A 25,029-nucleotide genomic window follows, 5' to 3' on the forward strand; every position below is an offset into this window, starting at 1 on the left:
GCGAGGGGTGGCGCGGAATCCCGTCGAAACGGACAGACGGCCCCGTCATTTGTGCAACTCACCGAACGAGATGCGCCTTTTGGTGGGTTCCGGGGTCCTCCGGCGCCTTGACGTGCGCGGAGTGGCCGCTTAGCTTGTTCCGTATAGCAGAACAAAACTTCCGGATTACGGAAAAGCCTGACCGCCAGACCCGCAGGAGAACTCGATGCCTCGTATGACAGCCGCCGCCGCTGCAGTGGAGATCCTCAAGCTCGAGGGTGTCGAACAAGCGTTCGGCGTCCCCGGTGCTGCGATCAACCCGTTCTACCGCGAGCTCAAGAACGTGGGCGGGATCGGCCACACCCTCGCCCGCCACGTCGAGGGCGCCTCGCACATGGCCGAGGGGTACACCCGTGCCAAGGCGGGCAACATCGGTGTCTGCATCGGCACGTCGGGTCCGGCCGGCACCGACATGATCACCGGTCTGTACTCGGCGATCGCGGACTCCATCCCGATCCTGTGCATCACCGGTCAGGCTCCGGTCTCGAAGCTCCACAAGGAGGACTTCCAGGCCGTCGACATCGCCTCGATCGCCAAGCCGGTCACCAAGAAGGCCACGACCGTCCTGGAGGCCGCGCAGGTCCCGGGCGTGTTCCAGGAGGCCTTCCACCTGATGCGCTCCGGCCGTCCGGGCCCGGTCCTGATCGACCTCCCGATCGACGTCCAGCTCACCGAGATCGAGTTCGACCCGGAGACCTACTCCCCGCTGCCGGTCTACAAGCCGCAGGCCACCCGCGCCCAGGCCGCCAAGGCCCTGCAGTTCCTGCTGGAGTCCGAGCGTCCGCTGATCGTCGCCGGCGGCGGCATCATCAACGCCGACGCCTCCGACCTGCTGGTCGAGTTCGCCGAGCTGGTCAACGTCCCCGTCATCTCCACCCTCATGGGCTGGGGCACCATCCCGGACGACCACGAGCTGGCCGCCGGCATGGTCGGTGTGCAGACCGCGCACCGCTACGGCAACGCCACGTTCCTGGAGTCGGACTTCGTCTTCGGCATCGGCAACCGGTGGGCCAACCGTCACACCGGTTACAACCTGGACGCCTACACCAAGGGCCGCAAGTTCGTCCACGTCGACATCGAGCCCACCCAGCTGGGCAAGATCTTCGCCCCGGACTTCGGCATCGCCTCCGACGCCAAGGCCGCGCTCGAGCTCTTCATCGAGATCGCCAAGGAGCTCAAGGCCGAGGGCAAGCTGCCCGACTTCAGCGCCTGGACCGCCTCCGCGCAGGAGCGCAAGGGCAGCCTGCAGCGCCGTACGCACTTCGACAACATCCCCCTGAAGCCGCAGCGCGTCTACGAGGAGATGAACAAGGCGTTCGGCCCGGAGACCCGCTACGTCACCACCATCGGTCTCTCCCAGATCGCGGCCGCGCAGTTCCTGCACGTCTACCGCCCGCGCAACTGGGTCAACTGCGGCCAGGCCGGCCCGCTGGGCTGGACCATCCCGGCCGCGATCGGTGCCGCCACCGCGGAGCCGGAGACCCCGGTCGTCGCGCTCTCGGGCGACTACGACTTCCAGTTCATGATCGAGGAGCTGGCGGTCGCCGCCCAGCACAAGGTCCCGTACGTCCACGTCCTCGTGAACAACGCCTACCTGGGTCTGATCCGTCAGGCGCAGGGCGGCCTGGGCATCAACTTCGAGGTCAACCTCGAGTTCGAGAACATCAACACCCCCGAGCTGGGCGTCTACGGCGTCGACCACGTCAAGGTCGCCGAGGGCCTGGGCGTCAAGGCCATCCGCGTCACCGACCCGGACAAGCTGGGCGAGGCGTTCGAGCAGGCCAAGAAGTGGGCCGCCGAGCACCAGGTCCCGGTCGTCGTCGAGGCGATCCTGGAGCGCATCACGAACATCGCGATGAGCAAGACGGTCGACATGAGCGACGTCACCGAGTTCGAAGAGCTGGCGACCGAGCCGGGCCACGCCCCGACCGCGATCCGCCCGCTGTCCGTCTGACGTCCCTCTGGCGTCCCTCTGGCGTCCCCGCCGCCGGCCCCCCGGGGCAGGCGGCGGTGGAGGGCAGTGGCGAACGGCCCCCGCACCTCCGTCAGGAGGTACGGGGGCCGTTCCGCGTTCCCCGCTACGGGGGCCCGCTCGCGGAGCCCCGAGGTCCTCGGCGGCCCCCTCGGCGCCCTCGTCAGCGGTCCGGGTGCGGGCCCAGTTCGGCGTCCACGGCGCCCGCCAGCAGGGCGCGGGCCCGGTCCAGCTCCAGGGAGCCGCTCAGCCAGCGCTCGCTCAGGCCCTCCACCAGCGCGTTCAGTCGTTCCGCCACGTCCAGCGGTACCGCGGTGAGGTCGGCGAGCCCGGCCGCCTGGGCGTCCGCCACGGCGTCGGCCGTGTCCCGGTTCCAGCTGAGGGTGGACTCGGCCAGGGCCTCGCGCAGGTCGGCGTCGAAGATGGCGCTGGCCCGCAGCTCGCCCCAGGCGATGCTGTTCTCGCGGACCCGCGGCGTGTCCTGGAGCTCGCTGAGCAGGAGCTGGAGCAGCACCGCGCGGGCGTCCTCGGTGTCCTCGACGGCCTCGTCCGTATAGCCGGTGGCGCGGTCGCTGATGAAGGCGAGGGTGCGCCGGACCAGCCCGGCGCGGTCCTTGAAGTGGTAGTAGATCAGGGCGGTGGAGACGCCGGCCTCCGTCGCCAGCTCCTCGACCCGCAGCCCTCTGACGCCATTGCGCGCGATGACGCGTACGGCTGCTTCCAAGATCAACGCTTGACGGTCGGCCACTCTCGCTCGCACCTTTCGGTCGGACACCTCTTGACTGACCTTTCAGTCAGGTCCCACGATAGCTTCCATGTGATCTTCTGACTGAAAATTCAGTCAGTCGCGCCGAAGGAGCCCTCCCGTGACCCTGACGACCCCGCCCGCCACCACCTGGCGCATGCCCGCCGAATGGACCGAGCACGAGGCCTGCCTCATGGCCTGGCCGGCCCGCGCCGAACTGTGGGGAGCCGCCTTCGAGGCGGCCCGCCGCGAGTACGCCGCCGTGGCCCGCGCCATCGCCGCCTTCGAGCCGGTCATCATGATCGCCACCCCCGGCCAGTCCGACGGGGCCCGCGCCGCCTGCGGCGACGACCCCGCCATCGAGGTCATCGAATTGCCGATCGACGACTCCTGGCTGCGCGACTCCGGCCCGATCTTCGCCCACGACGCGCAGGGCGCCCGCGTCGGCCTCGACTTCCGCTTCAACGCCTGGGGCGAGAAGCACCACCCCTGGACCGCCGACGACAAGCTCGCCGGGCTCCTCCTGGACCGGCTGCGCGTCCCCCGCGTCCACTCCTCCATGGTGCTGGAGGGCGGCGCCCTCACCGTCGACGGCGAGGGCACGCTCATCACCACCGAGCAGTGCCTCCTGCACCCCAACCGCAACCCCCGCATGAGCCGCGCCGAGATCGAGGACGAGCTGAAGCGCCGCCTCGGCGTCGAGAAGGTCATCTGGCTCCCGTACGGCGGCCTGGAGGACACCGAGACCGACGGCCACGTCGACGGGGTCGCCGCCTTCGTGGCCCCCGCCCGGGTGGTCGTCTCCCTGCCCTCGGACCCCGCCCACCCCGACTACGCCCGGATGCGCGCCAACCTCGCCGTCCTGGAGGCCTCCACCGACGCCCGCGGCCGCGCCCTGGAGGTCATCCCCCTGCCGCAGACCGCCTACGGAGAGGTCGAGGGCGCCCGCGTCGAGGTCGGCTACCTCAACTTCTACCTGGCCAACGGCGGCTGCGTGGTCCCCGTGGCCGGTGGCCCCGACGACGAGGCGGCCCTGGCCGTGCTCGACGCCGTGCTGCCCGGCCGCAAGGTGGTCGGCGTGCCGACGCCGGTCCTCGCGTACGGCGGGGGCGGCGTCCACTGCATCACCCAGCAGTTCCCGAAGGAGGCCCGCGCGTGACCCCGTACGCCCTCCTCACCTCCTACGGCTCCCCGCTCGGCTCCCCGGCCCGCCTGGAGCCGGCCGAACGGGTTCCGCTGCGCGTCGGCCTCGTCCAGACGCGCTGGTACGCCGACCCGCGCGAGCACGACGACCTGCTGCGCCAGGGCGTCGCCCTGGCCGCCGGTGAGGGCGCGAAGGTGGTCTGCCTGCCCGAGCTGACCCGCAGCCCCTACTTCTGCAACACCGACGACCCGATGGCCGACGGCGCCGCCCGGCACCTGGAGGACGTCGAGGACGGCCCCACGGTCCGCCTCGCCGCCGAACTGGCCACCGGCCTCGGGATCACCGTGCACGCCTCCCTCTACGAGCGGGCCGGGGACGGCGGGCTCGGCTACAACACCGCCGTCTGCGTGGCCCCGGACGGCAGGCTGATCGCCCGGACCCGCAAGAACCACATCCCCGCCTTCCCCGGCTACCGCGAGGACCTGTGCTTCCGCCCCGGCGACAGCGGCTTCCCCGTCGTCGCCCACGAGGGGGCCCGCTTCGGATTCCCCACCTGCTGGGACGAGTGGTTCCCCGAACTGGCCCGGGCCTACGCGCTGGCCGGCGCGGAGATCCTCGTCCACCCCACGGCCATCGGCTCCGAGATGGACCTGCCGGACTTCGACACCCGGCCGATGTGGGAGCACGCCATCAGCGCCAACGGCCTGGCCAACGCGCTCTTCATGATCGTGCCCAACCGCGTCGGCACCGAGGGCCGCTCCACCTTCTACGGCTCCTCGTTCATCTCCGACCCCTACGGCCGGGTCCTGCTCCGGGCGCCCCGCGACCGGCCCGCGGTGCTCGTCGCCGACCTGGATCTCGACCAGCGCCGCGACTGGCTGGAGTTCGGCCTGATGCAGACCCGCCGCCCCGAGCTCTACGGACGGCTCACCGAGCCCCGCGCGTGCCCGTAGCCGTGCCCGTGGCCGAGCGCGTGCCCGTGCCCCTACCCGTACCCGCACGCAGCAAAGCGCCGAGTCACGGGACCGTCCGTGACTCGGCGCTCTGGCTGGTTACCGCCCGACGGTGCGAGGCTGGCGCGACAGGACGTTCGCGCCGCCGGGCGGAGTGGAAGGGCTCCTCCGCCGTCCACAGGGTGCTCTGTGCGTAGCCCCTGTGCACGAGGAGGAGGTGGCTGGGACCGCGACGGGCGGTGACGAGAACTCCGGCATCCGTCTCCCTCAGGTCAAGAGACGGGCCTCGGAACCCATTACCACCGCACTGGCTCACACGCCCGTCGCGGTCCTCGTCCTGCCCCCACCGCGTACCACCCCTCATCCGGGTCCGCGGTGCGGGCCAGCACCAGGGGCATGACCTCCCGTCAGGCCCCCGGTACAGCTTGTGGCTCAGGCGTCGCGCAGGGCGCGGACGGCCTCCTCGACGCGCTTGCCGTAGTCGGCGTCGGCGGCGTGGAAGTGAGCCAGGTTCTTCTCGATGACGTCTTCCAGGGTGACCTGGGAGAGTCCGCCGGCGATGTTCGCCACCAGACGCTCCTTCTCGGCCTCCGACATCAGGCGGTAGAGCTCGCCGGCCTGGAAGAAGTTGTCGTCCTTGGTGTGCGCCGGGGCCTCGTGGGTGCCCGTGTAGCCGGAGACGGCCTTCGGGGCGCCCAGGCCGAGACCGGTCTCGGCCGGACCCTGGTACGAGTTGGGCTCGTAGTTCTTGTCGTGGCGCGAGCCGTTGCGCAGCGCCATGACGCCGTCGCGGCCGTAGTTGTCGGCCGTCGTCGCCTTCGGGGCGTTGACCGGCAGCAGGGTGTGGTTCACACCGAGGCGGTAGCGCTGGGCGTCGGCGTACGCGAACAGGCGGCCCTGGAGCATCTTGTCCGGCGAGGCGGTGATGCCCGGGACGAAGTTGTTCGGGGAGAAGGCGGACTGCTCGACCTCGGCGAAGACGTTGTCCGGGTTGCGGTCGAGGACCAGGCGGCCCACGCGCTGCAGCGGGTAGTCGCTGTGCGGCCACACCTTGGTGAGGTCGAACGGGTTGAAGCGGTAGTCCGCGGCCTCGGCGGCGGGCATGATCTGGACGTAGAGGGTCCAGCTCGGGTTCACACCGCGCTCGATCGCCTGCAGCAGGTCGGTCTGGTGCGAGTTGCCGTCCTTGCCGACGAGCTCGGCGGCCTGCTCGCCCGACAGGCAGCGGATGCCCTGGTTCGTCTTGAAGTGGTACTTGACGAAGAAGGCCTCGCCCTGGGCGTTGGTCCACTGGTAGGTGTGGGAGCCGTAGCCGTTCATGTGGCGGTAGGACGCGGGTATGCCGCGGTCACCCATCAGCCAGGTGATCTGGTGCGTCGCCTCGGGGGCGTGCGCCCAGAAGTCCCAGACGTTGTCCGGCTCCTGCTTGCCCGTGAAGGGGTCGCGCTTCTGGGAGTGGATGAAGTCGGGGAACTTGATCGGGTCCTTGATGAAGAACACCGGGGTGTTGTTGCCGACGAGGTCGTAGTTGCCCTCTTCGGTGTAGAACTTCAGGGCGAAGCCGCGCGGGTCGCGGACCGCGTCCGCGCCACCGAGCGAGTCGGCCACGGTGGAGAACCGCAGGAAGGTCTCGGTCTTCTTGCCGACCGTGTTCAGGAACGCCGCGCTGGTGTACGCGGTGACGTCGTCGGTCACCTCGAAGTGGCCGTACGCGGCGCTGCCGCGGGCGTGCACCACGCGCTCCGGGATGCGCTCGCGGTTGAAGCGGGCGAGCTTCTCAAGGAGCTGCTGGTCCTGGACCAGGAGCGGGCCACCGACGCCGGCGGTGGCGGAGTTCTGGTTGTCGGCGACCGGGGCGCCGGACTCGGTCGTCAGCGTGCGCTTCGACATGGTGACCTTCCGTACGGGGCAACTGCTGACGGAAAGCATCTTCCGTCATGCGGAACAGCCTAATTTCGGCGTGAACTCGACGTCAACAGTTTGTTGAAAAGAAAGAAGAAGAGAGAGGAGAGGTGATCCGGACGGTGCCGGCACTTGGGCGCGACAGGACAGGTGTCAGCACCGGCACCATCCGGAAACTCAGGCCCCCGTGAGGGGGAGGGGCGGCCGGGGACAGCGGGCCGCCGCGGGGTGGATCAGACCTGGGCGCCGGAGAGGCGCTCGACGGCGCGCAGCAGCGCGGAGTGGTCCAGGCCGCCGTCGCCCTGGGCGCGCAGCGAGGCGACCAGCTGGGCGACGACCGCGCCGACCGGCAGGGCCGCACCGACGTTGCGGGCGGCGTCGGTGACGATGCCCATGTCCTTGTGGTGCAGGTCGATCCGGAAACCGGGCTTGAAGTCGCGGTTCAGGAAGTTGTCCTTCTTGCGGGTCAGGACCGTGGAGCCGGCCAGACCGCCGTTGAGGACGTCCAGGGCGGCCTGGAGGTTCACGCCGGACTTCTCGAGGAAGACGACGGCCTCGGCGCACGCCTGGATGTTCACCGCGACGATGAGCTGGTTGGCGGCCTTCACCGTCTGGCCCGAGCCGTGGGGACCGCACAGGACGATGACCTTGCCGAGGGCCTCGAGGATCGGGAGGGCCTCGTCGAAGTCGGCCTGCTCGCCACCCACCATGATCGACAGGACGGCCTCGATGGCGCCGGCCTCGCCGCCGGACACCGGGGCGTCGATGACGCGGATGCCCTTCTCGGCGGCGTTCTTCGCGAGGTCGACCGAGGTCTGCGGGGTGATCGACGACATGTCGATGATCAGCGCACCGGACTTCGCGTTCTCCAGGATGCCGTTCTCACCGTAGGAGATGGCCTCGACCTGCGGGGAGGCGGGCACCATCGTGATGATGACGTCGGCGTCCTTGACGGCCTCGGCGATCGAGCCGGCCGCGGAGCCGCCGGCGGCGGCGAGGCGCTCCAGCTTGTCCTGCTCCAGGGTGAAGCCGGTGACCGAGTAGCCGGCCTTCAGGAGGTTCTCGGCCATGGGGGAGCCCATGATTCCGAGACCGATCCAGGCAATCTTGGGGAGGGTGCTCATGATGAGGGTCCTTCTCTTTAATGCTTCGTACGAAAAGTGCGTGGTGTGCCTGGCTGTTCGCCCGGACTTTGTCCGCCTACTTGGCGGCGCGGGCCTCGGCGGGGAGCCACGCGAAGGACGCGGCGGCGTCGGCGGCCTTGTACTCGAGGCCTACGTAGCCCTCGTATCCGGCCTTCTTCAGCTGGTCCAGGAGCTCCTCGAGCGGAAGCTCGCCGGTGCCCGGGGCACCGCGTCCCGGCTTGTCCGCGATCTGGACGTGGCCGGTCTTGGCGGCGTACTTTTCGATGACCTCGGAGAGGTCCTCATCGTTCATCGCCAGGTGGTACAGGTCGAGCAGGAACTTGGCGTTCCCGAGGCCGGTGGCCTCGTTGACCTTGTCCACGATCTCGATGCCGGCCGGGGCGCTCACCAGGGGGTAGAGCGGCGACTCGGGCTTGTTGAGGGTCTCGATCAGGAGGATCGCACCCACCCGGTCGGCGGCCTGGGCCGCGACGACCAGGTTCTTCAGGGCCAGCTCGTCCTGGACGGCCGGGTCGACTCCGTCGACGCGGTTGCCGTACAGGGCGTTGAGCGCCTTGCAGCCGACCGAGGCGGCGAAGTCGGCCGCCACGTTGATGTTGGCGTTGAAGCGGTCCGACTCCTCACCGGGTACCGAGACCGCGCCGCGGTCCGGGCCCGGCAGCTGGCCGGCGTAGAAGTTCAGACCCACCAGCTGGGTGCCGGCGTCCTCAAGAGCCTTCTTGAGGGCGTCGAGTTCCGCCTGGGCGGGGGTGGGGGTCTCGATCCAGGGCCACCACAGCTCGACCGCGGTGAAGCCCGCCGCGGCGGCAGCCGCGGGACGCTCCAGGAGCGGGAGTTCCGTGTAGAGGATCGAAAGGTTCACATCGAAGCGCTGGTCCGTGTATCCCATGAGGGGTGTGCGCTCCTTCCGTATTGCGGAAGTTAGTTTCTGCTTGATGGAAGACTGCATCGGGCCCGTCGTGGATGTCAAGTGCGGACTGCCGAAAAAAGCTGACCGGGAGGTAGCTTGACCAGCGTGCGATTGAGAGTGGAGTTCACGACCGAGCCCTTCGACCTCGAAGAGGCCCCCGCCCATGCCGTGGCCGCCCGCGAGGTCATCCAGAAGGCGCAGCTGGACGCGGTGGACGTCGGCCCGTTCGGCAACACCGCCGAGGGCGAGTCCGACCGGGTGCTGAGCGCGGTGGCCGCGCTGCTGCGCGATTCGCTGGAGGCCGGGGCGACGCGCGTCTCGCTCCAGGTCAACGTGATCGGGGAGGACACGCCGTGACCGAGCCCCGTGACCACCCCTTCGTCGCCGCGGTCAAGCCGCTGGTGGACGCCATGGGCGGAGAGCTGATGGATCCGGCCCTGGCGCAGCCCGACGACGTCGTGCTCACATGGGAGGGCCGGGAGCTGCTCGCGGTGCGCCTGCCCCAGCTGTCCGACTCGCTGGACCACATCCTGGCCGCCCTGGAGCGCCGGCACGGCGTGCCCCTGGCGCAGCTCGACCGCAAGTCCAAGCAGGACGTGGTGCGGATACTGGAGGCGCGCGGCGCCTTCTCCGTGCGGCACGGCGTGGAAACGGTCGCGGGGGCGCTTGGCGTGAGCCGCTTCACCGTCTACAACTACTTGAACAGGGAAAACGCAAACAAGACAGCCAAGAGTGAAGGCTGATTCACCCTTCGTGACGAGCCGCCGCCCAATTCACCCGGGCGGCGGCTTTTGTGTACGGGAAGTTTCAACAAAGTGTTGACGCCGTGTTGTCGAGGGCGTTAGCTATGCGCAGCCCGTCAAAAAGCAACAACAGGCCACGGAGGCCTACCGTGACTTCGAGTCCGACCCCGGGTCTCACCCGGTTCAACGCCTTGGACGACAGCGAGGCCACGGCCGAGCTGCACGAGGTGTGCGCCAGTTCGGCGTGGGGTGCCAAGCTGCTCGCGCAGCGCCCCTTCGCCGGCGTCGACGCCCTGTTTTCGGCCAACGAGTCCGCCATGGCGGAGCTCACCGCCGAGGACCTCGGCGAGGCGATGGGAGGCCACGCGCCGATCGGCCGGCCGAAGCCGGGAGACCCTACCTCCGCCCGCGAGCAGCGTGGCATGGCCGGTGCCTCGGAGGAGCTGAAGAACGAGCTCCTCGAGCTGAACCTGGCGTACCAGGAGAAGTTCGGCCACGTCTTCCTCATCTGTGCCACCGGTGCGACCGGTGAGTTCATGCGGGACGCGGTCAAGGTCCGGATCGAGAACTCGCCGGAGCAGGAGCGGGAGACCGCCCGCGGTGAGCTCGTCAAGATCAACAAGATCCGCCTGACCCGCCTCGTCGAACTCGCAGAAGGAGCGTGAGCATGAGCACCGAGACCACCGCGTCGGTGTCCACGCACATCCTGGACACCAGCATCGGAAAGCCCGCCGAGGGCGTCGCCATCTCCCTCTCGGCCCGTACGGGCCTGGACGGCGAGTGGGCGGCCCTGGGTGGTTCCGCCACCGACGCCGACGGGCGTTGCAAGGACCTGCCGGCGCTGCCGGAGGGCACCACCCACGTACGCCTCGATTTCGAGACCGAGACGTATTTTTCCAAGAAGCAAGCCGAGGCGCAGCAGGACGCCCCCCGCGTAAGGGACAGCGGTGCGTTCTTCCCCGAGGTAACGATCACCTTCGCGGTGAACCCGGGCGAGCACTACCACGTACCGCTGCTGCTCAACCCGTTCGGCTACTCCGTTTACCGAGGGAGCTAGCATGGCCACGATTCTCGGCCAGAACCAGTACGGCAAAGCAGAGAACCGCGTCGTCAAGATCACGCGGGACGGCGACACGCACCACATCAAGGACCTGAACGTCTCGGTCGCCCTCTCCGGCGACATGGACGACGTCCACTACTCCGGCTCGAACGCCAACGTGCTCCCCACGGACACCACCAAGAACACGGTGTACGCGTTCGCCAAGGAATACGGCATCGAGTCCGCCGAGCAGTTCGGCATCCACCTGGCGCGCTGGTTCGTCAACAGCCAGGAGCCGATCCAGAAGGCCCGCATCCGGATCGAGGAGTACTCCTGGTCCCGGATCGCGACCTCGGACGCCAACTCGAAGTTCATCGGCTCCGACGAGGTGAACCACTCCTTCGTCCGTGAGGGCGGGGAGACCCGGGTCACCCAGATCACGTACGACGGTCAGAACTGGGAGGTCATCTCCGGCCTCAAGGACCTGGTCGTCATGAACTCCACGAACTCCGAGTTCTGGGGTTACGTGAAGGACAAGTACACGACCCTGAAGGAAGCGTACGACCGCATCCTCGCCACCCAGGTGTCGGCCCGCTGGCGCTTCAGCTGGTCGGACGACGACCAGCGGATGCCCAACTGGGAGAAGTCCTACGCCGAGACCCGCAAGCACATGCTGCAGGCCTTTGCGGAGACCTACTCCCTCTCGCTCCAGCAGACCCTGTACCAGATGGGTTCGCGGATCATCAACCACCGTTCGGAGATCGACGAGGTCCGCTTCTCGCTCCCGAACAAGCACCACTTCCTCGTCGACCTGGAGCCCTTCGGCCTCAAGAACGACAACGAGGTGTACTTCGCCGCGGACCGTCCCTACGGTCTGATCGAGGCGACGGTCCTCCGCGACGGCGTTGACGCCCGTATCCCCGTGGACATGACCAATCTCTGAGCACGTCGCGCCCGTCCCGGAGCTCCGCAGTGGCCCCGGGACGGGCGACACCCCCACAACTTCCTGAATCGGCACCCGGACGCAACACACGGGGCGGCAGTACTGTCAGCTGCCAAGGCCCCCGGCTCCGGCACTCAAATCCCCTGGGTTTTGCCGTGCCCGCACCGCCACTGAAAGCACGAGGAAGTCCCATGGCAGCATCGGCAGCCCATGACAGCGCCGTCGAGCGCATCGTCATCGAAAACTGTGCGATTGCGACCGTCGACGCGAATGACACCGAATACGCCTCGGGTCACGTCGTCGTCGCCGGCAACAAGATCGAGTCCATCGGCGCGGGCAAGGCCCCCGAGAACCTCGAGAACGTCGTCCGCCGCATCGACGGCACCGGGCACCTCGTGACTCCCGGTCTGGTCAACACGCACCACCACTTCTACCAGTGGATCACGCGTGGCCTGGCCACCGACCACAACCTCTTCAACTGGCTCGTCTCGCTGTACCCGACCTGGGCGCGCATCGACGAGCAGATGACGTACACGGCCGCGCAGGGCTCCCTCGCCGCGATGGCCAAGGGTGGCGTGACCACCGCGATGGACCACCACTACGTCTTCCCCAAGGGCTCCGGCGACCTGTCCGGCTCGATCATCCGCGCCGCGTCCGAGATGGGTGTCCGCTTCACCCTCGCCCGCGGCTCGATGGACCGTAGCGAGAAGGACGGCGGTCTGCCGCCGGACCACGCCGTCGAGACCCTCGAAGGCGCGCTCGCCGACACCGAGGCGACCGTGAAGAAGTACCACGACGCCTCCTTCGACTCGATGACCCAGGTCGCCGTCGCCCCCTGCTCCCCCTTCTCGGTCTCCACCGAGCTGCTCAAGCAGGGCGCCGAGCTGGCCCGCCGCCTGAACGTGCGCCTGCACACGCACGGCTCGGAGACCGTCGAGGAAGAGCAGTTCTGCAAGGAACTGTTCGGCATGGGCCCGACCGACTACTTCGAGTCGACCGGCTGGCTCGGCGAGGACGTGTGGATGGCGCACAGCGTCCACATGAACGACTCCGACATCGCCGCGTTCGCCCGGACCAAGACCGGTGTCGCGCACTGCCCGTCCTCCAACGCCCGTCTGGCCGCCGGCATCGCCCGCGTCCCGGACATGCTGGCCGCCGGCGTACCGGTCGGCCTCGGCGTGGACGGCACGGCCTCCAACGAGTCCGGCGAGCTGCACACCGAGCTGCGCAACGCGCTCCTCATCAACCGCCTCAACCCCGTCCACCGCGAGCGCGCCCTGAACGCGCGCCAGGCCCTGCGCCTCGGTACGTACGGTGGCGCGCAGGTCCTCGGCCGCGCCGGCAACATCGGCTCGCTGGAGGTCGGCAAGCTGGCCGACCTGGTCCTGTGGAACGTGAGCACGTTCCTGCACTCCTCCATCGCCGACCCGGTCACCGCCCTGGTCTTCGGTGCGGCGGCCCCGGTGACGGCTTCGTTCGTCAACGGCAAGCAGATCGTCGAGAACAACCGACTCCTCTTCGCCGACGAGGACGCCATCGCCGTGTCCACGCGGGAAGAGGCCCAGCGCCTGGCGCGGATCTCCGCGCAGGCCTGATCCCACGGAGTCCGGTCGGGGGGGACGGCCCCCGGCCGGCGGCCGCGGACCCGAGCGGGGTCCGCGGCAGCCGTTCCCGGGAAGCGCCCGAGGAGAGATCCGACGGCGCCCCCGGGGGCGGTGACTCGTGACAACCCTGCACCCCGCAGCGCAGCACGTCTCGCGCCACTGCCACGGCACCACCAGCTCGAAAACGCGTGGAACCGATTTGGGCGAATCGTTTCCGCACCTCTTGGGACATGAAGTCGAAGCACCAGTCGCAAGATCCACAACTCCATACAGGCTCGACTAGCAACGCTTTCGCACCACCTCCATGACACCCACGTCCCTGCCGACGTGTCTAACCGACCGGAGGAAGCCGTGGCCGAAACGCCCAGGTTTCGCAAAGATGCAGTCGCAGTACCGGAGGAGAAGCACCCGGTCGACGAGACCTTGCCTCCGCTCAAGATGTTCACGAGCGGCCTCCAGCACGTCGCCGCCATGTACGCCGGTGTCGTTGCCCCGCCCATGATCGTCGGCCCCGCCGTCGGACTCTCCGCCACCGAGACCGCCTTCCTGATGGGCGCCTCGCTCTTCACCGCAGGGCTCGCCACCCTCCTCCAGACCCTCGGGTTCTGGAAGATCGGCGCCAAACTCCCCTTCGTCAACGGCGTTTCCTTCGCCGGCGTGACCCCGATGATCGCCATCGGCAAGGACCAGGGTGCGGACGCCATCCCCGTCATCTTCGGGGCGATCATCGTCGCCGGAGTCATCGGCTTCTTCGCCGCCCCCTACTTCGGCAAGCTCGTCCGCTTCTTCCCGCCCGTCGTCACCGGCACGGTCATCACGCTGATCGGCGTGTCCCTGCTCCCGGTGGCGTTCAACTGGTCGCAGGGCGGCAACAAGGCCGCCACCGACTACGGCTCGATGAAGAACATCGGCATGGCCGCCCTCACCCTGGCGATCGTCCTGGTGATGCGGAAGTTCCTGCGCGGGTTCCTCCAGCAGATCTCGATCCTGCTCGGCCTGGTCGTGGGCACCCTCATCGCGATACCGATGGGCATGACCAGCTTCGACGCCGTCAAGAACGCGGACGTCATCGGCTTCCCCACCCCGTTCCACTTCGGCGCGCCGCAGTTCCACGTCGCCGCGATCATCTCCATGTGCATCGTCATGCTGGTCTGCATGACCGAGTCCACCGCCGACATCCTCGCCCTCGGCCGGATCGTGGGCCGGCCGGCGGACGAGAAGACCATCGAGGGCGGCCTGCGCGCCGACACCCTCGGCAGCGCGCTCAGCCCGCTGTTCAACGGCTTCATGTGCAGCGCCTTCGCCCAGAACATCGGGCTCGTCGCGATGACCAAGGTGCGCAGCCGCTTCGTGGTCGCCGCGGGCGGCGGCATCCTGATCCTGCTGGGCCTGTGTCCGATGGCCGCCTCCGTCATCGGGGTCGTCCCGCTGCCCGTCCTCGGCGGCGCCGGCGTCGTCCTGTTCGGCTCGGTCGCGGCCAGCGGCATCCAGACCCTGGCCGGCGCGGCCATGGAGAAGGGCGAGAACGCGCTGATCGTCGCCGCCTCGGTGGGCATCGGCCTGATCCCGATCGCCGCCCCCGGCTTCTACCACGCCTTCCCCAAGGACCTCCTCGTCGTCCTCGACTCCGGCATCAGCACCGGCTGCGTCACGGCGATCGTCCTCAACCTCGCCTTCAACCACCTCGGCGTGAAGAAGGACCCCGCGGCGGAGGCGGAGGCCACGGCCGAACCGGCCTTCGTGCACTGACCCCGGCGCCCGCGCGCCGGTCCGGCCCCGCGCACGTCCCGGCGGCGGGAGGTACCTGCGACGGCGCGTACGCCACCCACTGCGGGTGTGGCGTACGCGCCGCCGCACGTGCCTCCCGCCGCCGCACGCGTGCGGCGGGGCCGCACCCGTTCCGCCGGCGGTACGCGTACCGCCGGGCGCGGGAGGCCGGCCCGGTCAGGCGTGCGGCGCCGGGTCCTGCCAGATGTCCGGCCGGACGGTCCGCAGCCGCCGGCCCAGCTGGTCCAGTTCCTGCGCCTCCGACTTGCGCACGTGCAGCGCCACCGCCGTGTCGGTGATGCGCAGCCCCGGCAGCCGCCTGGACAGGTCGGCGGTGTAGCGGGACAGCCCCTCGACCGAGCGCAGCCGGGCGCTGATGATGAAGTTCCAGGGGCCGCTGACGGACATGCAGGTCCGGGTCTCGCGCAGCCCCGAGGCCACCGCCGCGCAGCCCGCGACCTCGTACTCCGGCACCTCCGCCCACAGCGTCGCCGACACCGGCCAGCCGGACAGCGCGGAGGCCATCGAGCAGCTGTAGCGCAGGCTCTGCCCCGCCTCCAGCCGCGCCAGCCGGCGCCGTACGGTCGACTCGCTCATCCCCGACTCCCGGGCCAGCGAGGCCACCGTACGGCGCGCGTCACCGGCCAGCGCCAGTACCAGGAGCCGGTCCTCCATCGGCATGGCCGCCACCACCCCCGCCGTCGGCACGAGCGGTCCGGCCGCCCGGCGGGTGCGCCCGGTCAGCAGATCGCTCTGCGCCGGGGTCAGCTGGTCCAGGCGCCACCGGTCGGGGGCGATGTGGACCGCCGTCACCATCGAGGAACGGGTTCCGGTCACTCCGGGGATCAGCTGCACCCGGAAGTACAGGTAGCGGTACAGCGTGTGCAGATCCGGCACCGCGACGAAGACCAGCAGTTCACGGCCGCCGGTGGTGTGCTCCACGCCCATGGTGTGCGCGTCCTCGACCAGGGCGGCGCCGACGGCGGGGGAGGCGCCCGGCTCGCACATCACCTCCACCCACGCCATGCACGGCGAGAGCGCTCCCGTCCGCAGCCCCAGCCCCGTGATCCAGGCCTCTCCGGCCGAGGTCAGCCGCTCCCAGCGGCGCGCGAGGGTCTCCGGGCGCGCGCCGAGCACCGGTGCCAGCCGCTCCCAGCTGGCCCTGGGCGCGAGTTGCAGTGCGTGGACCAGCGCCCGGTCGGTGTCGTCGATGGCGGAAATGGCCGAGTTCATACCCTCCCCTGGCGGTTCTCCCGGACGCTGTCCGGGCAACCGGACTTTCGACTGATCATCTCTCTTTGTGTGCTCACCTGTGGAATCGGACGGTTGTGCACACCTTCGTGAACGCAGCGGGAGGACGTGTGGGGGACCCCGGCACGAACGTGCGCCAGGCGGCGCCGGCCGAACTGTCCAGTTTCATCGGCCGGGAGCGCGAGCTCGCCCGCGCCACCGCACTGCTCGCCACGGAACGCCTGGTCATGCTCACCGGACCGGCCGGAATCGGCAAGACCCGGCTGGCCGGGCGGATCGCCTCGGCCCTCGTCAGGGGCCGGGGGTGCGACATCGTCTGGGCCGACCTGGCCGGGCTGTCGCGCGGCGCCGCCACCCCGCTCGAAGCGGAACTCCTGCGACGGCTCGGCGGCCGCGCGGCCCTGCTGGTGCTCGACGGCTGCGAATCGCTCGGCGGGCGGGCGGGCCCCCTCGTCGCCCGGCTGCTGAAACGATGTCCCGGGGTACGGATTCTGGCCACCTCGCAGCGCGGGCTCGGCACCGAGGGGGAGACGCGGATCCCCGTACCGCCGCTGTCCGTGCCCGGCGCCGTGCCCGATCCGGCCCGGCGGCACCCGGTGCCCGAGGTCGCCGCGTACGAATCCGTACGCCTCTACGAGCAACGGGCGCGCGGGGCCGACCCCTCCTTCGTGCTCACCGACCGCAACGCGGGGGCCGTCGCCGCCCTGTGCCGTGCCCTCGACGGGATCCCCGGCGCCCTGGAGCTGGCCGCCGGGCGCGCCCACCGCTACGCCCCCGCCGAGGCGCTGCGCCGGCTGACCGCCGACCCGCTGGGCTTCCTCGAAGGCGGCGCGGGCCGGGCCGGCGGGGCCGACGCCCTGCGCTCCCAGCGGCTGTCCAGCCCCGAGGAACGGCTGCTGTGGGAGCGGCTCTCCGTCTTCGCCGGATCCTTCGACCGGGCCGCCGTCGCGGAGGTGTGCGGTTTCGGCGCGCTCGGCCCGGGCGCCGCCGGCGAGGCCCTGCACCGCCTCGCCCCGGCCCTGCTGACGGAGGGCGGCGCCCCGGTCCGCTACCGGCTGCCGCTGTCCGTACGCGTCCACGCGGCCCGCCGCCTCGCCCGTGATCCCGGCGGTGACGGGCTGACCGCGGCCCGCCGCCACCGCGCCCGGTGCCGGGTGACCGCCGAGCGCGCCGCGGGGCTGTGGCGGTCGGGGGCGCAGCGGGAGGCCCGCGCGCTCGCCGTACGCGAACTGCCGGAGCTGCGCCTGGCGATGGACCCGCTGTCGGCGGCCGGTCCGGCGGGCGCGCTGGAGATCGCCGTCTCGCTGTGGTTCCTCTGGGCCCCGTGCGGGCTCCTGGCGGAGGGGCGCCGGCACCTGGAACGGGCGCTGGCCCTGCACCCCGCGCCCCGGCCCGCCCGGGCGCTGTGGCTGGCGGCCTGGCTGGTGGCGAGTTCCGGGGAGCCGGAGGCCGCCGATCCGCTGCTGGTGGAGGCGTGGAGCGCGGCCGTGCAGGAGGGCGAGGACGCCTGCCTGGCCTACCTCGCGCACACCCGGGGCGTCGTCGCCCTCTGGAAGGACCGCCCCTGGGAGGCGGCGGCCGAGTTCCGCGAGGCCCTCGGACAGCTCCCGCAGGAGCCGGGGTTCGGGCCCGGCCCGGACGCGCTGCGGGCGGCGCTGACGATGGCGCTCGCGCACACCGACCCGGCGTCCGTACCCGTCGAGGAAGGCCCGCCGGAGGGGCCCGTGGACCTGTGGGCCCGTTCCCGTACCGGCTACGCCCATGCGGCGGTCCAGCGCCGCGAGGGCCGGCCCGCGCAGGCCCGGACCGAGCTGATGCGGGCCGTGGAGATCCAGCTCGCGCTCGGCGACCGGCTCGGACTCGCCCTCTCGGTGGAGCTGCTGGCCGAACTGGCGGCCGACACGGGCCGCTACGAGCAGTCCGCGCGGCTGCTCGGCGCGGCCTCCCGCAGCCGCCCGGGCGGCGCCGCCCCACCGCGTGCCGAGCGGATCCTGCGCCTGCGGATGGATCCCGGGGCCTTCCGGGCCGCCCACGCCGAGGGCGCCCGGACCCCGCTGCGGGAGCTGCTGGCACAGAGCTGAGCCGGGGGAGGCCGGACGGGACGTGCGGGGCGCCGGGGCCCGGAGTTGCCGGGCCGGTGCGGCGTACGCCGTATACGGGGAGGAAAGACATGGCATGAGCGAACCCACCCCTCTGGACGGACAGGTGGTACAGCCATGCCGCAGCCCTCCCAGCTCTGGATGCGCAGCGAGACCCGCCCCACCGAACGCCGTGCGCCGCTCACCCCCGAGGACGCCGCCCGGCTCGTGCGGCGGGGCGTACGGATCACCGTGGAGGAGTCCGGCCACCGGGTCTTCCCGCTCGACGCCTACGCGGCGGCCGGCTGCGACCTGGCCCCCGCCGGGTCCTGGGCGGGCGCCGCGCCCGGATCGGCGTACGTCCTCGGACTGAAGGAACTCCCTTCGGTGCCCGAGCGTTTGCACCACCGGCACGTCTACTTCGGGCACGCCTACAAGGGTCAGGCGCAGGCCCCCGGGCTGCTGCGGAGGTTCGCCGCGGGCGGCGGGACCCTGCTCGACCTGGAGTACCTCGCCGACGCGCAGGGCCGCAGGCTGGCCGCCTTCGGCTACTGGGCGGGGTACGTGGGCGCGGCCCTGGCCGCGCTGCGGGCGCGCGGCCGGCTCACGGCCCCCCTCGCCGCGCTGCCCCGCGCCGAACTCGACGCCCGGCTGCGCCCCTCACCCGGGGACCGGCCCTTACGGGCCCTGGTCATCGGGGTGGGCGGCCGCAGCGGACGCGGCGCCCGCGACGCCCTGACCACCGCCGGGATCGAGGTCACCGGCTGGGATCGCACCGCCACCCGGCGCCTGGACCGGGCCGCGCTGCTCGGCCACGACATCCTGGTCAACGCGGTGCTCACCACCCGCCCGGTGCCCCCCTTCCTCACCCCGGCCGACCTGGACGCCGCCGCCGGGACGCGGCGGCTCTCGGTGATCGCCGACATCACCTGCGACACCGGCTCCCCGCTGCACCTGCTCCCGGTCTACGACCGCCTCACCGACTGGGCGGTCCCCGCCCGGCGGCTGCGCGCGGGGAGCCCGGCGCTGGACGTGATCGCGATCGACAACCTTCCCTCGCTGCTCCCGGCGGAGGCGGCCCGTGCCTTCTCGGCGGACCTGCTCCCCAAGCTCCTGGCCCTGCACGCCCCCTCCCCGGACCCGGACTGGCTGCGCTGCCGCGACGCCTTCACCACGGCCCTGGCCACCCTCCCGCAGGACCCGTACCGGGCGGCCTGATCCGGTACCGCGGAGCGGAAATCGAGTGCGGGCGTCCCGGTCCGGGTGATAGAAGGTCCGCGTGACCGATCTTCTTTCCTTCTCCACCCTGCTGCGCATGGTCGAGGAGCGTTCCGCCGCCTTCCGCGCCGCCGTCGCCGCGGCCCCCGGCCTCGACGCCGACGTCCCGTCCTGCCCGGGCTGGACGCTGTACGACCTGGCGAACCACCTCAGTGAGGGGGACCGCTTCTGGGCCCACATCGTGCTGAACACCGCGCCGGGCGACGCCCGGCCGGGCAAGGACGGGCTGGCGGCGCCCAGGGAGCGCGAGGAGCTCGTGGCCTGGCTGGCCGACTCGACGGAGCAGCTGCTCACCGCCCTGCGTGAGGCGGGCCCGGACCGGGGCTGCTGGGCCTGGTGGGAGCCGCTGGCCTCGCCGCACACGGTGGCCGCCGTGGCCCGCCGCCGCGTCCCGGAATCGATGATCCACACCTACGACGCCCAGCTGGCCTCCGGTAGCCCGCAGGAGCTGCCGACGGCCGAGGCGGCCGACGCCGTCGAGGAGTTCCTCGCCACCGTCTGCACCGGCACGGTCCCGTGGCCGGGCGAGCCCGCCACCATGGATTACCACGTGGCCGGGGCCGGCTCCTGGCGCCAGACGGTGGACGCCGCCGGCTCCCGCTTCACCCGCCTCACCACCGCGGAGGCCGCCGGGAGCAAGCCCACCGCCGCCGTCCACGCCACGGCGAGCGAGATGGCCCTGCTCATGTACATGCGCATTCCGGCCGGCCCGCTGCGGACCGAGGGCGACGCCGGCCTGATCCAGCGGCTGCAGGACTGGGGCTGAGGCCCGACGGGCCGCTGCCGCCGGGAGCCCGACGCGAGCGGCGGAGACGGCCGGTCTCAGGCGGGGGGCTGCCACCGCATCAGGTTGTTCATCAGCTCCGCCTGTTCGACGGCGTCGTCGAGGGCGTGGTGGGTGTGGGGGCGCCGGGGGAGGAGCTCGGGCGGCATGTGGCCCTTGACGGCCGCGCGCAGCGGGACGCGGGCCTTCGTCGCGTACAGGGTCTTCATGTCCAGGCAGCCGGAGTGGCCGAAGGGGCTGTCGTCGCCGAAGGAGATCAGGTACCAGTACAGGAAGGTCCAGTCGTAGGAGGCCGGGTAGCCGCACATCACCGGCTGCGCCCCGGCGGAGACCTCCCGGATCCAGGCGCGGAACTCGGCCATGGCCACGGCCGGTTCGGCGCCCTCGCGCAGGAGGCGGTCGCGGTCGAGGCCGCTGACGGCGAGGGCCTGCGGCACGTACCGCTCGCCGATGGGCCGCAGTTCCCGGTAGAAGGTCCGCTCCGAGGGGTCGGCGGGCGTGTAGGCGGCGCCGTCCTGGCGGCCCGCCACGGCCGCCCCGAAGCTGATCATCGAGTACGGGCCGGGGATGGGGCCGTCGGCCTCGATGTCGACGGAGATGTAGAGGCTCGGGCGGGGACGGGGCGCGGTACGGGCTGTCATGGGGTCGAGGATGGCAGCCCGTACCGGGTCCCGCTCCCGGATTACGGGGCCGGCGTCAGGTACATGCCGGTGTGGTCGCCCCCGGCGGTGTTCTTGCAGCTCGCCCCGGAGTCGGCGGGCTGGGCCAGGGCCAGGGCCAGGCAGCGGCCGAGGGCCAGCTGACCGTAGTGGTTGGGGTGCATGGACTCCTGGACCGGGCCCTGCGTCTCGTTGTTGTCGATCCAGCGCGCCCACTCGCTCGTCTTCGCCGAGGCCGGGACGGAGGAGCTCACCAGCTTGCTGGACTTCGCGCAGACCTCGCGCCCCTGGAGCATGTCCCGCAGGTCCAGGAACTGGACGCCCTTGGCCGTGGCGACCCCCTTGATGCGGTTGGCGAGCTGCGGCACGAGCGAGTCGCGGGCCCAGTCCGAGTCACGGTTCCAGAAGGGACAGCCGCCGGTGTTCAGACGGCTCCAGTCGCTCTGCGTGTACCGGTTCTCCGCGCCCCGGGGGATGGGCGAGGGGTAGGACTGCAGCACGACGCGGTACGCGGTGTCGGCGTACCCGGCGCCGCGCATGACGGCCCGGATCTCGTCGACGGACTTGCCGATGCCCGCGACGACGCCGTCGATCCTGGCGTCGACGACCTCCTGCTGGTCGTCGTAGCAGTAGGAGCCCCACAGCACGAAGTCGAGGGCGCAGTCCTTGATGATGCCGGCGAAGCCGAGGTCGTTGCCGCCGATGGACAAGACGATGACCTTGACGTTCTTGGCCGCGGCCACGGCGGCGAGCTGGTCGGCCTGGGGGGCCTCGCCCTTGAAGGCGACGCCGCCGCTGGAGGCGCGGAAGACGTTCTGGGAAGTGGCGCCGGAACAGGCGAGGTTGACGGCCGTGTCGGCGACGGCGCCCGCGCTGAGCACCTCGGCCGAGTCGGAGCGGTCGCACCCCGAGGCCGCCGTGGCGCCGTACACCCTGGCAGGGTCGTAGGAACTGCCGCTGACCCAGGCCCGGTCGGTGCCGTTCCTGCTGCCGCTGTTGGTCAGGCTGTTGCCCTTCCAGCGTCCGGCCTCGCCGGAGATGTAGCTGTCGCCCATGGACACGACGGCGGTGGGCCCGGTGCCCGGGCCGGCCGCCGCCGTCCCGGCGCCCGCGCCGAGCAGCGCGCCGGCGGCGAGCGGCACCGCCATCGCCACGCCCGCCAGCCGTCGCACACGACTGCGGGGGGCCCTGTCCTTGCCGGCCTTGCGGAATCCGATCACTGCGGAACTCCTGCGGTCGGCCACGCCGCGTCGACCGCCAACGCGGGGCGGCAACTGCGGTGCGTGGCTTCGAAAGTGGGGGTACCGCCGGCGCCGGTGGCATCGGAAAGGTGACACGCCCCCACTTGTTACCGCTAGGTACAGAAAGGTCACGATGAAGTAACGCCCGACCATTCGGTCGGCGCCCGACCCGGCTCCGTCGACGTGTCCGCCGGCAAATCCGCACACGCGCCGCCGCCCCCGCCACGGTGGCCGTGACGGGGGCGGGGAGGGGGGCGGGGAGGGGGGCGGAGCGCGCGCCGGGGAGCCCGGCCGCCTACGTTGCGACGGACAGCAGAGCGGGGCTGATCAGCTCCCTGAGCTTGTCCCGGGTCTCGGGGTCGGTCGAATACACGACCGTTCCGATCATCCCGCGCGTGAGGAGGACCTTGTAGGTGTTGCGGATGAGCTTGCCGACCTGGTCGTCGGGGGTTGCCTTGGTGAACACCGGGTCCTTGGAGGCGGTCCGCTCCACGCGCCAGCCATCGCCGCGCCAGACGAGGTCCGGCCCGAGGATGACACCGCTCCAGTCGTACTCGAACCCCTGGGCCGTGTAGACGCAGCCGACCTGCCCGAAACCGTTCGGGTCCGTGGCCCACAGCGCTGCGGGCGGGGCGCCGTCCACGGAGCGGTCCCCGTAGACGTTCCACGGCCGCGACCAGTCCCCGATGACCACGTCGGCGGGAAGGGGCTGACCCGGCTTGGGGTTCGTCGTCCACTTCCAGCAATAGCCCGCGGACATCCGCGCCCCGAACTTCTCCGCACGCCGCTCCTCGAGGAAGGCCTCCATCTCCCGCGGGCTGTCGGCGACCCGCAGCTGCATCTTGCCGTCGGGCTCCCACCGCCCGGGCCGGCCGCCTTCCAACCCGAGCAGGTTCACCACCCAGTCCAGGTAGGCGTCGCTTCCCCCGCACCGGAACTGGCTGTCCAGTTCCACCACGTGGCAGCGCAGGCCCCGGTCCCGGGCCGCCTTCTCGATCCGGCGCCGGTCGCCCATCTCGCCCGGCCGCACCACCTGGTGGTCGTCCAACAGGAAGACCGGAACCCGTGCCACGTCGATCAGCTCGTCCACCTGCGGCCGGCCCGTGCGGTGCTCCGCCCGGGTGTACCGATTGGCGGAGGTCTCGCGGATGCGGTGCGCCTCGTCGCAGATGAGCACGTCGACGCTGTTGGGCTCGACGGCCATGAAGCTGTTGAAGTACTTGAAGAGGTTCTGGACCTCCCGCCGCCTGGCACCCGCGACCTTGCGCATCGTCTTGGTGAAGGACTGTGATCCGGTGGCGTGGAGCGCGGGTACGCCCTGTCGGAACAGCTCGCCGAGCAGGGACAGCGCGATGACGCTCTTCCCGCTGCCGGGGCCGCCGGTCACCACCACGACCTCCTTGTGGTCCGAACGCTTCGCCCGCTGAACGGCGCTCAGCACGGTCCGGTAGGCAACCTGCTGCTCGTCGAGAAGGACGAACTGTTCCCGCTCGCGCACCTCGTCCGCGGCCACCGCCATCAGTTGCCTCGACGGCCGTGTGCGGCCCGACAGCAACTGGTCGGCGGCCTCCGCGCCCGACGCCGGCGCGAGCCGCGAACGGAGGTAGGCCAGGAAGTCTCCGCGTCGCTCCCCCGTGAAGAGCCGGCCCCGCTGGTCCTGGGCAACCTCCGTGAGACCGGCGACGCCGAATTCGCTCGCGTTGTGCAAGTACGCCACGCCGTGCACCCGTTCGGGAGCGGCGCTCAGTGCCCCATTGAAGTCGACCAGGTACTGGCAGTACCGCCGGACCTGCTCGATCGGGTTCAGGACGGCGCGGGGGTAGGCGTCGACGCGGCACAGCAGGGGATCGTCCTCGTCCGGGGTCGCGTCGCTCCACTGCTTCAGCTCCACGACCACGTACGCCGGTTCCCCCGTGGCCGGATCCTGTCCGGCCAGTACGACATCGGCCCGTTTGCTGCTCAGCGGCAGTCCGTACTCGATGAGCATCTCCACCTGCCCCAGCCCGGCCTCGTTGAGGGCGTAGGCGAGCACGGGAAGGCTGCGTTCCCAGGAGCGGACCTCACCTTGGCTCGGCTTGTGGCCGTGCGCGTGCACGAACTGGTCGGTGAGTCGGAGGAACAGCGACGTCGAGAGGATCTCGGCGGCGACCGCGGCGGCGGAATCACGGAACAGCAAGAAGGGCCCCCTGGCAGCACGGATCGGCTGTGGCGGGTGGGGGCGTGTCCCCTGAGCCTGCGGGCGCGCGACGCGCTTGCGAGGAGGGAAGCCCGGCGGGCCGCACGGATATGTCGGACAACTCTAACCTTCGGGTTTCACGGCGCCGGCCCGGTCGGTCCGGCCGTCGAGCGCCCCGACGGACCGGTCGGGTCCGTCGGGGCCGGCCCGGCCGCCTACTTGCGGCGCCACCACGCGGTGAGCAAGTGGGGCACGATGCGCGCCAGTTCGCGCACGATCTCGGGGCGGTCGGAGGACCGGCTGCCGTGGAGGAGCGCCTTGATCACGATGATGGTGGTGAGGCACATCAGGGCGCATAACACCACGGTCGCGAGGAGCGGGAGCGCGGCGATGAGGGCGTACTCGTACAAGGAGGCGTCCTTTCGGACGACCGGGCGCACGCCGACGGGGATGTGAAGTCCCCTCGTCCGGGCCCGGCCGTGGACTGAGGGCCGGGATCAGGCGGACAGGGGGCGTGCAAGGTCCGACGATGCCGCGGGAGTGCCGCCGGCGCGATCGCGCCAACCTGAAGGGGCATGAGGGCCGGTCAGGTGGAAAGGCATGGCAAGGCACTCCGCTCAGGCGTGGGGTGGCGTGTCCGGTTGGAAGCCAGTCGA

General features: G+C 71.0%; 22 protein-coding genes. 13 read left to right on the forward strand and 9 right to left on the reverse strand.

What is annotated here, in order from left to right; all coding sequences use genetic code 11:
- The first annotated feature begins 214 nt into the window (after positions 1 to 214).
- Complete coding sequence (gene gcl / locus ACGFXC_RS00225) at positions 215 to 1,993, forward strand: glyoxylate carboligase (RefSeq protein WP_393709551.1); 1,779 nt, start codon at positions 215 to 217, stop codon at positions 1,991 to 1,993.
- Positions 1,994 to 2,174: 181 nt separating this feature from the next.
- Here the strand turns inward: gcl and ACGFXC_RS00230 are convergent, their stop codons facing one another.
- Complete coding sequence (locus ACGFXC_RS00230; protein WP_393707989.1) at positions 2,175 to 2,759, reverse strand: TetR/AcrR family transcriptional regulator; 585 nt, start codon at positions 2,757 to 2,759, stop codon at positions 2,175 to 2,177.
- Between the two features lie 118 nt (positions 2,760 to 2,877).
- Between ACGFXC_RS00230 and ACGFXC_RS00235 the strand changes: the two genes are divergently transcribed.
- Together ACGFXC_RS00235 and ACGFXC_RS00240 are read left to right on the forward strand one after the other, a co-directional pair.
- The gene (locus ACGFXC_RS00235; protein ID WP_393707991.1) at positions 2,878 to 3,915 is read left to right on the forward strand and encodes an agmatine/peptidylarginine deiminase; all 1,038 of its coding nucleotides are present in this window, start codon (positions 2,878 to 2,880) and stop codon (positions 3,913 to 3,915) included.
- Positions 3,912 to 4,853: a nitrilase-related carbon-nitrogen hydrolase gene (locus ACGFXC_RS00240; RefSeq protein WP_393707993.1), complete on the forward strand. Its 942-nt coding sequence runs from the start codon at positions 3,912 to 3,914 to the stop codon at positions 4,851 to 4,853. Before ACGFXC_RS00235 ends, ACGFXC_RS00240 begins: the two co-directional genes overlap by 4 nt.
- Positions 4,854 to 5,285: 432 nt before the next feature.
- Here ACGFXC_RS00240 and ACGFXC_RS00245 read toward each other — a convergent pair whose 3' ends face one another.
- The 3 genes from ACGFXC_RS00245 to ACGFXC_RS00255 form a co-directional block, all read right to left on the reverse strand.
- Positions 5,286 to 6,743, reverse strand: coding sequence for a catalase (locus ACGFXC_RS00245; RefSeq protein WP_393707995.1), 1,458 nt, complete (start codon positions 6,741 to 6,743; stop codon positions 5,286 to 5,288).
- A gap of 245 nt (positions 6,744 to 6,988) precedes the next feature.
- Positions 6,989 to 7,879 carry a 2-hydroxy-3-oxopropionate reductase gene (locus ACGFXC_RS00250; protein ID WP_393707997.1) on the reverse strand — a complete coding sequence of 297 codons (891 nt, stop codon included), beginning with the start codon at positions 7,877 to 7,879 and terminating at the stop codon, positions 6,989 to 6,991.
- A gap of 76 nt (positions 7,880 to 7,955) precedes the next feature.
- Positions 7,956 to 8,789, reverse strand: a complete 834-nt coding sequence (locus tag ACGFXC_RS00255) for a TIM barrel protein (RefSeq protein ID WP_393707999.1) — start codon at positions 8,787 to 8,789, stop codon at positions 7,956 to 7,958.
- Between the two features lie 126 nt (positions 8,790 to 8,915).
- Here ACGFXC_RS00255 and ACGFXC_RS00260 point away from each other — a divergent pair, with 126 nt between their 5' ends.
- The 7 genes from ACGFXC_RS00260 to ACGFXC_RS00290 all read left to right on the forward strand — a co-directional run bounded on the left by ACGFXC_RS00260 (position 8,916) and on the right by ACGFXC_RS00290 (position 14,888).
- The gene (locus ACGFXC_RS00260) at positions 8,916 to 9,167 is read left to right on the forward strand and encodes a thiamine-binding protein (RefSeq protein ID WP_393708001.1); all 252 of its coding nucleotides are present in this window, start codon (positions 8,916 to 8,918) and stop codon (positions 9,165 to 9,167) included.
- Entirely contained in the window at positions 9,164 to 9,553 is a 390-nt protein-coding gene (locus tag ACGFXC_RS00265) for a helix-turn-helix domain-containing protein (RefSeq protein ID WP_393708002.1), read from the forward strand. Before ACGFXC_RS00260 ends, ACGFXC_RS00265 begins: the two co-directional genes overlap by 4 nt.
- 149 nt (positions 9,554 to 9,702) lie before the next feature.
- Entirely contained in the window at positions 9,703 to 10,218 is a 516-nt protein-coding gene (uraD, locus tag ACGFXC_RS00270) for a 2-oxo-4-hydroxy-4-carboxy-5-ureidoimidazoline decarboxylase (protein WP_393708004.1), read from the forward strand.
- Between the two features lie 2 nt (positions 10,219 to 10,220).
- Positions 10,221 to 10,610: a hydroxyisourate hydrolase gene (gene uraH / locus ACGFXC_RS00275; protein ID WP_030715205.1), complete on the forward strand. Its 390-nt coding sequence runs from the start codon at positions 10,221 to 10,223 to the stop codon at positions 10,608 to 10,610.
- A gap of 1 nt (position 10,611) precedes the next feature.
- Positions 10,612 to 11,535, forward strand: a complete 924-nt coding sequence (gene pucL, locus ACGFXC_RS00280) for a factor-independent urate hydroxylase (RefSeq protein ID WP_393708007.1) — start codon at positions 10,612 to 10,614, stop codon at positions 11,533 to 11,535.
- Positions 11,536 to 11,726: 191 nt separating this feature from the next.
- Positions 11,727 to 13,130, forward strand: a complete 1,404-nt coding sequence (locus tag ACGFXC_RS00285; RefSeq protein ID WP_393708009.1) for an 8-oxoguanine deaminase — start codon at positions 11,727 to 11,729, stop codon at positions 13,128 to 13,130.
- A 360-nt stretch (positions 13,131 to 13,490) separates the two neighbouring features.
- Positions 13,491 to 14,888 carry a nucleobase:cation symporter-2 family protein gene (locus ACGFXC_RS00290; RefSeq protein ID WP_393708011.1) on the forward strand — a complete coding sequence of 466 codons (1,398 nt, stop codon included), beginning with the start codon at positions 13,491 to 13,493 and terminating at the stop codon, positions 14,886 to 14,888.
- A 195-nt stretch (positions 14,889 to 15,083) separates the two neighbouring features.
- On the opposite strand, the gene ACGFXC_RS00295 is transcribed toward ACGFXC_RS00290, so the two are convergent.
- Positions 15,084 to 16,139, reverse strand: coding sequence for an Lrp/AsnC family transcriptional regulator (locus tag ACGFXC_RS00295; RefSeq protein ID WP_393708013.1), 1,056 nt, complete (start codon positions 16,137 to 16,139; stop codon positions 15,084 to 15,086).
- Between the two features lie 128 nt (positions 16,140 to 16,267).
- Between ACGFXC_RS00295 and ACGFXC_RS00300 the strand changes: the two genes are divergently transcribed.
- The 3 genes from ACGFXC_RS00300 to ACGFXC_RS00310 all read left to right on the forward strand — a co-directional run bounded on the left by ACGFXC_RS00300 (position 16,268) and on the right by ACGFXC_RS00310 (position 20,279).
- Positions 16,268 to 18,238, forward strand: a complete 1,971-nt coding sequence (locus ACGFXC_RS00300) for an ATP-binding protein (protein WP_393708015.1) — start codon at positions 16,268 to 16,270, stop codon at positions 18,236 to 18,238.
- A gap of 135 nt (positions 18,239 to 18,373) precedes the next feature.
- Positions 18,374 to 19,453 carry a saccharopine dehydrogenase gene (locus ACGFXC_RS00305; RefSeq protein ID WP_393708017.1) on the forward strand — a complete coding sequence of 360 codons (1,080 nt, stop codon included), beginning with the start codon at positions 18,374 to 18,376 and terminating at the stop codon, positions 19,451 to 19,453.
- Positions 19,454 to 19,514: 61 nt separating this feature from the next.
- Complete coding sequence (locus ACGFXC_RS00310; protein WP_393708019.1) at positions 19,515 to 20,279, forward strand: maleylpyruvate isomerase family mycothiol-dependent enzyme; 765 nt, start codon at positions 19,515 to 19,517, stop codon at positions 20,277 to 20,279.
- A 56-nt stretch (positions 20,280 to 20,335) separates the two neighbouring features.
- On the opposite strand, the gene ACGFXC_RS00315 is transcribed toward ACGFXC_RS00310, so the two are convergent.
- From ACGFXC_RS00315 to ACGFXC_RS00330, 4 genes are all read right to left on the reverse strand, one after another.
- A complete protein-coding gene (locus tag ACGFXC_RS00315; protein WP_393708021.1) occupies positions 20,336 to 20,938 on the reverse strand; it encodes a 3'-5' exoribonuclease domain-containing protein in 603 nt (200 codons plus the stop codon).
- A gap of 41 nt (positions 20,939 to 20,979) precedes the next feature.
- Entirely contained in the window at positions 20,980 to 22,176 is a 1,197-nt protein-coding gene (locus ACGFXC_RS00320; protein WP_393708023.1) for a GDSL-type esterase/lipase family protein, read from the reverse strand.
- A gap of 316 nt (positions 22,177 to 22,492) precedes the next feature.
- A complete protein-coding gene (locus tag ACGFXC_RS00325; protein WP_393708025.1) occupies positions 22,493 to 24,373 on the reverse strand; it encodes a DNA/RNA helicase domain-containing protein in 1,881 nt (626 codons plus the stop codon).
- A gap of 215 nt (positions 24,374 to 24,588) precedes the next feature.
- On the reverse strand, positions 24,589 to 24,783 hold the full coding sequence (locus tag ACGFXC_RS00330; protein ID WP_393708027.1) for a hypothetical protein: 195 nt from the start codon (positions 24,781 to 24,783) through the stop codon (positions 24,589 to 24,591).
- Positions 24,784 to 25,029: the final 246 nt, after the last annotated feature.

Source organism: Streptomyces sp. NPDC048507, assembly GCF_043199995.1.
Classification (GTDB): domain Bacteria; phylum Actinomycetota; class Actinomycetes; order Streptomycetales; family Streptomycetaceae; genus Streptomyces.